The sequence below is a fragment of the Mycobacterium sp. genome (genome assembly GCF_052143115.1).
Lineage (GTDB): Bacteria > Actinomycetota > Actinomycetes > Mycobacteriales > Mycobacteriaceae > Mycobacterium.
This window is the reverse complement of sequence record NZ_JBKQTQ010000333.1, coordinates 1-6,198: the sequence shown is the minus strand read 5'-3', so window position 1 is coordinate 6,198 and position 6,198 is coordinate 1. Positions and strand designations below refer to the sequence as shown.

Annotated in this window: 9 protein-coding genes; 6 read left to right on the top strand and 3 right to left on the bottom strand. The window is 62.7% G+C overall.

Annotation, left to right across the window (positions count from 1 at the left end; genetic code table 11):
* Positions 1-285 precede the first annotated feature (285 nt).
* Positions 286-1,422 carry a DUF2182 domain-containing protein gene (locus ACLQI9_RS32270; RefSeq protein WP_442385315.1) on the top strand — a complete coding sequence of 379 codons (1,137 nt, stop codon included), beginning with the start codon at positions 286-288 and terminating at the stop codon, positions 1,420-1,422.
* Positions 1,423-1,499: 77 nt separating this feature from the next.
* Here ACLQI9_RS32270 and ACLQI9_RS32265 read toward each other — a convergent pair whose 3' ends face one another.
* Positions 1,500-1,796: a hypothetical protein gene (locus ACLQI9_RS32265; protein WP_442385281.1), complete on the bottom strand. Its 297-nt coding sequence runs from the start codon at positions 1,794-1,796 to the stop codon at positions 1,500-1,502.
* Between the two features lie 280 nt (positions 1,797-2,076).
* Positions 2,077-2,235, bottom strand: a complete 159-nt coding sequence (locus ACLQI9_RS32260) for a hypothetical protein (protein WP_442385283.1) — start codon at positions 2,233-2,235, stop codon at positions 2,077-2,079.
* Between the two features lie 154 nt (positions 2,236-2,389).
* Here ACLQI9_RS32260 and ACLQI9_RS32255 point away from each other — a divergent pair, with 154 nt between their 5' ends.
* The 5 genes from ACLQI9_RS32255 (at position 2,390) to ACLQI9_RS32235 (ending at position 5,546) form a co-directional block, all read left to right on the top strand.
* Positions 2,390-2,815 carry a hypothetical protein gene (locus ACLQI9_RS32255; RefSeq protein ID WP_442392840.1) on the top strand — a complete coding sequence of 142 codons (426 nt, stop codon included), beginning with the start codon at positions 2,390-2,392 and terminating at the stop codon, positions 2,813-2,815.
* 91 nt (positions 2,816-2,906) lie between these two features.
* Positions 2,907-3,791 carry a phage major capsid protein gene (locus ACLQI9_RS32250; RefSeq protein WP_442385287.1) on the top strand — a complete coding sequence of 295 codons (885 nt, stop codon included), beginning with the start codon at positions 2,907-2,909 and terminating at the stop codon, positions 3,789-3,791.
* On the top strand, positions 3,791-4,132 hold the full coding sequence (locus tag ACLQI9_RS32245) for a hypothetical protein (RefSeq protein WP_442385289.1): 342 nt from the start codon (positions 3,791-3,793) through the stop codon (positions 4,130-4,132). The genes ACLQI9_RS32250 and ACLQI9_RS32245 overlap by 1 nt, the downstream gene beginning before the upstream one ends.
* Positions 4,132-4,533, top strand: a complete 402-nt coding sequence (locus ACLQI9_RS32240) for a hypothetical protein (protein ID WP_442385291.1) — start codon at positions 4,132-4,134, stop codon at positions 4,531-4,533. The genes ACLQI9_RS32245 and ACLQI9_RS32240 overlap by 1 nt, the downstream gene beginning before the upstream one ends.
* 752 nt (positions 4,534-5,285) lie before the next feature.
* Positions 5,286-5,546, top strand: a complete 261-nt coding sequence (locus ACLQI9_RS32235) for a dodecin family protein (RefSeq protein WP_442392838.1) — start codon at positions 5,286-5,288, stop codon at positions 5,544-5,546.
* Here ACLQI9_RS32235 and ACLQI9_RS32230 read toward each other — a convergent pair.
* The gene (locus ACLQI9_RS32230; RefSeq protein ID WP_442385295.1) at positions 5,527-5,856 is read right to left on the bottom strand and encodes a hypothetical protein; all 330 of its coding nucleotides are present in this window, start codon (positions 5,854-5,856) and stop codon (positions 5,527-5,529) included. The genes ACLQI9_RS32235 and ACLQI9_RS32230 overlap by 20 nt on opposite strands.
* Between the last annotated feature and the right edge of the window lie 342 nt (positions 5,857-6,198).

Genomic DNA, 6,198 nt, shown 5'->3' with positions numbered 1-6,198 from the left:
CTCCACGGCTACCTCAACGACATACCACCAGCAGAGTTCGAAGCCACGTTCTACGCTACGAAACGGAACGACCAACGCCTGGTCGAAATCCAACAGCCCAAGCCTCCATCGGAACCAGGGCGATTCAGTTCGGCATTGAGTACCAGGGCAAGTCCGCCTTGTCCGCACCGTTGTTCTCGTGGGCCGCTTGACGTAATGGTGGCCTCGGCGCACCAGGCTGGCGACGGCAGTGGGCTCCGGCCGGCTTTCGCGGCAGCGCGCAGCCGGCTTGTGCTAATCGCGCTGGTGTTTGCGCTCGCCGCGGCCGGCTGGTGGTGGACGGTCGACCGCATGCGCGGCATGGACGAAGGGCCGGGCACCGACCTCGGGACCCTGGGCTGGTTCCTCGGCGTCTGGATCGTCATGATGGCCGCGATGATGCTGCCGTCGGTTTCGCCGACGGTCGCTCTGTATTCACGCATGACGAAACAGCGGTCTCCGGTTGCCCCGGCCGTTTTCGTGTCCGGTTATCTGCTGACCTGGGCCGGAGCCGGGCTGGTAGCCTTCGCCGTTTCTGAAGCCGGTGGTCGCGTTTTTGGCGATGTGCTGTCCTGGGATCGCGCCGGCCGATGGGTGGCGGGCGGAACCCTCGTGGCCGCCGCCGCTTACGAACTGACGCCACTGAAGACCGTCTGCCTGAGGCATTGCCGCAGCCCGCTCGGCTTCCTGCTCGGCTCCTGGCGTGACGGCATGTCCGGAGCGTTGTCAATGGGGGTAAAACATGGCGCCTGGTGTCTGGGGTGTTGCTGGGCGTTCATGGCATCGCTCTTTGCGCTCGGGGTAATGAGCATCGTCTGGATGGCGTTCGTCGCCGGGCTGATCGCCGCGGAGAAGACGCTTCCGTGGGGCCGCGCGGTCACATATGGCACGGCCGCGATCCTGCTCGGGCTCGGCGTCCTCCTCGTCGCGGTTCCCGACGCGATACCGGCCGATTTGGCCGGCCGCAACCCCACGCAAAAAGTTCGGCCCGCCACGCGGAGAGGATGTGGCGGGCTGATATCTATTCAGACGTGCTCAGTCGTCGTCCCTGGGCTCGACGATCATGGTGACGACCCCGTCAAGCGGGAAGTCGACGGTGTACGGCCCTTCAGGGAGATCAGACGTCAGCCTGATCTTCGGTGGTTCGCCAGCGCCCTTATTGTGGATGAGCTTGATCCCGTCGATGACGAAGTTCATAGGCGGTACACCATCCATGCCGGACGGCAAGAGCAGCTCGAAACCGATCTCCAGTTCGTCGACGCGGCTTTCGGTGGTCGCGTAGTGGTTCGCCATTCGCGCAACCTTATTTGCCGCCCACCTGTGTTTTTCGGCGTTGACCGGAAAACACCCCCGCCAGATGGAGGTTTTTGCCTGGCGTATGGCTCAGGTTGTCCATTTGGATAACCACACCCTGCACCACGCGCACGCCGCTGCGGCGCGGATCTCGTCGCATCAGGCGATCTGATTCCGGCCAGACGCTGCTAACCCGGCGGCTGGTTCCCATCTTCAGAGACGCCGAGAAGCCGACTTAGCCTGTTGAAGTAGTCGTCAACTGCCTGCTGGAGCAGCTCTTCCACTGATATGCCGCGCTCTCTGGCGGCGCGCTCGAATAGCTTCCTGTCGCGCGGCTGTAATGCACTGACGCCGATTCGTCCAGCCTCGTTGTCAATCGTGACCTCTAAGCGCTTTTCCAACTCCTCCGGGGCATCGGAAAGGGCGGCGGTAGCGGAAGTGATGTGCTCTTTGAAGTACCGGTCCCATGGGTCGTCAGTGCTCATGGCCGTCATCCTTGCATCCACGACGGGCGTTTGTAGGCCCACCTTTCCGCGCTGTCCCGGAGGTCGCCCCTGCAGAGCATCGCGTGCACGGTCGGCGTCTCGCATATGGGGCAGTCAAGAGTGCGTGTCATCCTCCAGCCCCGCGGGTCGTCGTCTACCTCGGAGGTACGGTTCGGGTCGCTCCGCTTAGTCCGGAGGCCCGCACTGGGACTGGTGCGCAGGTTGCCACATTGGCAGCACAGGGCAGCGCCACCCCTCTTGTCGGGGCTCGGTCGCGTCGTCATAGCAAGACCGCGATGCCGCATGTCAGAGCCAGACCAATGGCGATGACGATTGCTACCTCAATCACAAGTATCACGGCGATCTCTAGCGCGAGCGCGGTGACGAACTTGACCTTACGAATCAGCGCGTCGATGCGACGACGCGGGTTGTAGGTCATCTAGCAACCTTTCGTGTCGGTTGCTAGCTCGCCAATCGGTCAGGTCATATTGAGGTCATGGAGCCAATTTCTCGCTCGGAAACCTAGCCTGAACTGCACTAATACTTGTGCGCGGTACTGGGATCGAAAAGTTATCAGGGCAAACCCTGCAGTAATGACCCCTGAGCGCCCCGCTGACGAGCCAGTGGACACCCCCCCTGCCGACACCACCCCGGAAACGGGAGGGGACGAATCAGAGCCGGAGACGTTCGACCGCGACTATGTGAAGTCCCTGCGCGAGGAGTCCGCACGCTACCGCGTGGCGTCAGCCAAGCACGACGAGACAAAGGCTCGCCTGCATGCCGAACTGACCAAAGCTGATGGGCGGCTTGCCGACTGGCGCGACCTCCCATACGACGAGACACACCTGACCGACTCGGAGGCGCATAAGCAGGCTATTACCGACCTGCTCGCCGAACGCCCTCACTATGCGTCGCGTCGTCCCGCCCCCGGCAGCAGCATCGGCCAGGGCATCAAGGGTGCCCCCGTCACGCCGAAGCTGGATCTCGTCGGCGCAATGCGCCAAGTACTCGGCTACTGATTAGCCGTATAATGGATGGTAGAGGCCAGGTGCCGATTCATTCCGTGACCCAGGTGGTCCGGCCCAAATCTTCTCACTCGAAAGTGATTTCGTGACTTACCAACTCACGTCCAATTCGGCTGCCGTCATACAAGAGACGGTGCAGTCGTATGTCATTGAGCCTTTGGTGGCGATATCCATTGTGCTGCAACAGAACCCGCGCACCTTCAGGACTTCCGCTCCGATCCGCGTGCCCCGTCTAGCCGCCGCCAGCGGCCTGCAGTTCTACGCCGAAGGCACCCAGATCAACACCAACGATGTCTCGTTGGACGAGGTCGACCTCATCCCTGCCACGCTCGAATCGTTGAAAACGATCACCGTTGTATCGAACCAGTTGATCCGCTCGGCGGTTCTTGGTGTCTCCCAAGTCCTGCAGGACCGGATCGTCTACGACATCGCGCTGGCTCTCGACTCCGCGTTCATCACCGGCAGCGGCACCGCTGGCACCAACATCATTGGCCTGCTGAATCAACCGTCGATCCTCACGCAGAGCTATGAGCCGCTGGGCAGTGGGGCGACGGCAGCCGCTGGCAGCCTTGGTGACCCGGACACGTATCTGGCCGCGCTGGGCACGTTTTCGGCCAACCACCTGGACCTGGGGTCGTCCAAGTGGCTGATCCACCCGACCGACTGGTTCGGCTCGATCCTGACCAGTAAGGACTCGCTCGGCCGTCCGTTGGTCGTGGCCGACGTGACCGGCGCTACCCCCGGCTCGATCTTCGGTGTCCCGGTCGTCATCTCGACCCAGATCACGCAGGGCACCGTGGCTCTCATCGACTTCAGCCGTGTCCTGGTTGCGATTGACGAGCTGCCTGACGTGCAGGTGCTGATCGAGCGTTACGCCGACTACGACAGCACCGGCCTGAAGGTAGTCACCCGCGCCGACCTGCAGCTTGCCCACCCGCAGGCCGTTCTGGCTATCACCGCTGCGGCCTAGTGACCTCGCCCAACGCGCCCACGTTCGCGGCCCCCACGGTCGCTGACCTGTCAAACCTGTTGGGCTGCACCGTATCCGACGATCAGGGTGGAGCAGCCCTGTCGTTGGTGACGCAACTGGCTGCCGGATACACGCGCGACCGGGGGTTCACCTCGGGCGTTCCCAACAGCGACATAGCGGCGGTGATCGTAAGCGCCGCAGCGCGGCTGGTGAAGAACCCAAGCCAGCTCGCCAGGTCAGCCACCTACGGGCCGTCGTCCGTTGCGTTCACAACGGCGTGGACGGGCTGGACTGTGGTTGAGCAGATCGTGCTCGACAGGTACAGGATTCGGGCCGTCTAGTGACGACCGTCCTCGTCTACCGGCCGAGCCTCGTAACCATCGACCGCAACGGTGATCCCATCGATGCTGACGGCAACGTCATCAGGGACACCAGCCCCCAGACCTACCTGGGCGAGATCGATGTGCTGATCTTTGACCCGACCGTCAGCGACACATCCAGAGGCACGGACACCAACACTGCGGGCGGCAACCCCCAGAGCCGTGGTGGCCCGTACTCCCAGGTCGACCTGCAGATCGGCGTGCCCCAAGATGGGGCCATCAAGCCGCTGCATGGCGACATTCTCGTGACCGACTACGGGGCGCAGATTCAGATCTACGGGCCGAGACTGTACACGGGCGCGAACCCGCTCAGCGGGGACACATTCCCGTACTACTGGCTGCACGCCCGCGCAGTGATTTAGAAAGACTTGCCCACCTGATTTGCCTCATGGCGACGGTGGGCAACCAACGTGCTCCCCGTCCACCTGTGGTTGTCGCCAGACGGGGAGCGCCAAGCAACATCGCCAGGCGTTTTGCCGACGCACGGGTTTCCTTGGCCCGAGAGGCTGGCGGTGTAGTGCGCCGTCTCGGCTGCACCGACACCCCCCCGGTTGGTCCTTCCTGGCCGGGGGGGTTCGCGTTTCTCCAGTTGTGCCAGTTGTGCCAACCCCGCTCCTGCGTGGAGCAACCCGAGACAACGCGTAGGTTCCTACTGCCACTGGTCACCTGCCGCGGGCGCTGGGCCTGATTAACCCAGCGCCACCCCATCGTGCGGGGTTCCCTTCCTTGTCGCCCCCGCCAAGTGCGCCGAATGGCAGCGCCGCGAACGCCACCCCTGTTGTGTTGACCAGGGTGGCGTTTGTCGTGTCAGCCCTCTTTCGCCACGGCCTCTGTAGGCAGTCCGGCGTGGCCTTTGCAATGCAGATCCGCACACCGCCGCCGCTGCGGCGTAACCTCTACCTGATCCTTCTGACCGTCCCAATGCGTCAGAGTCAGCGAAACGAGCTGCGTTTCGCCCCCGCAGATCGGGCAGCGATGGTCAGGGTCGCGTCTGACAAGTGGCTCTATCGGCATGCTCCTAAGGCTAAACCCGTTGCGGTGCGGGAACGAGTGGCCCAAAGTCCTCCGGCGTGGGGCATATCTTCCCTACTTGCTTCTGTCGCGCCGGAGTTAGATGGTCAAAGTCTGGGACCATCCGATCCAACATCGACTCTGGGAGGTCATCGTGTCAGGAGGCACCGTCGCTCGCGTCACCGAGATCAGCGCGAGGTCCGACACCAGTTTCGAAGACGCCGTGACGACTGGCCTTGCTCGGGCCGAGGAGACGCTGCGTGGTGTCAAGTCGGCCTGGATCAAGGAGCAGTCGGTGGATGTGGCGAACGGGGGGATTGTTGCCTACCGCGTCAACATGCTGGTCACATTCGTCCTCGAGTAGCGCGCGGGGGGTGTCGGTCAAGCTTTAGAGCCGGGGTTTCCACCTCGTGAAGGATGATGCTGTGCGGGTGGCTGGCCAGCCCTGGCGACGACGATGACCACACCTGCTCGCGGAGGAACCTCCGATAATTGCTTGCGGCGTCGGCTGTGTCGAAGAAGAGAAGTTCCACGATGTACTTCGGGTCGTCCTCGGCTTGAAAGACGTGAACCTCGGTGACGCCAGCCTGCTCCCGCGCGGGCGCACGGTTGGCGAAGTCCCGCAGCCACGTGCCGAGGTCGGCGATCCGGTGTTCGATGTGCAGGACACGCATCGGCAAAGCGTACTGCCCGGCTGCGCCTATGGGTTGCCCGGATGGGAGTGGGCCTAAGGGTGTCATTTTTCGCATCCTGCATTCAGCGCATCGTGATTGCGCTGCGCCGTCGAGCGGTGACCTGCGTCCGTCAGCCCAGCTGAGAGGCTATTGCATGTATGTTGCATGGCTATTAGTAAGCCCGCCTAGATATATAGTATGAGCTGCATAAATACTGGTGCGCGGTACTGGGATTGAAGTAGGCTGTGGGGGGTTAGCGGGTTTGGTGCCATGACCAGCCTTTATGGGCTCTGAACTGGTCATAGCCGACACAGTACCACCGGAATTTCGCGGAAACTCAAC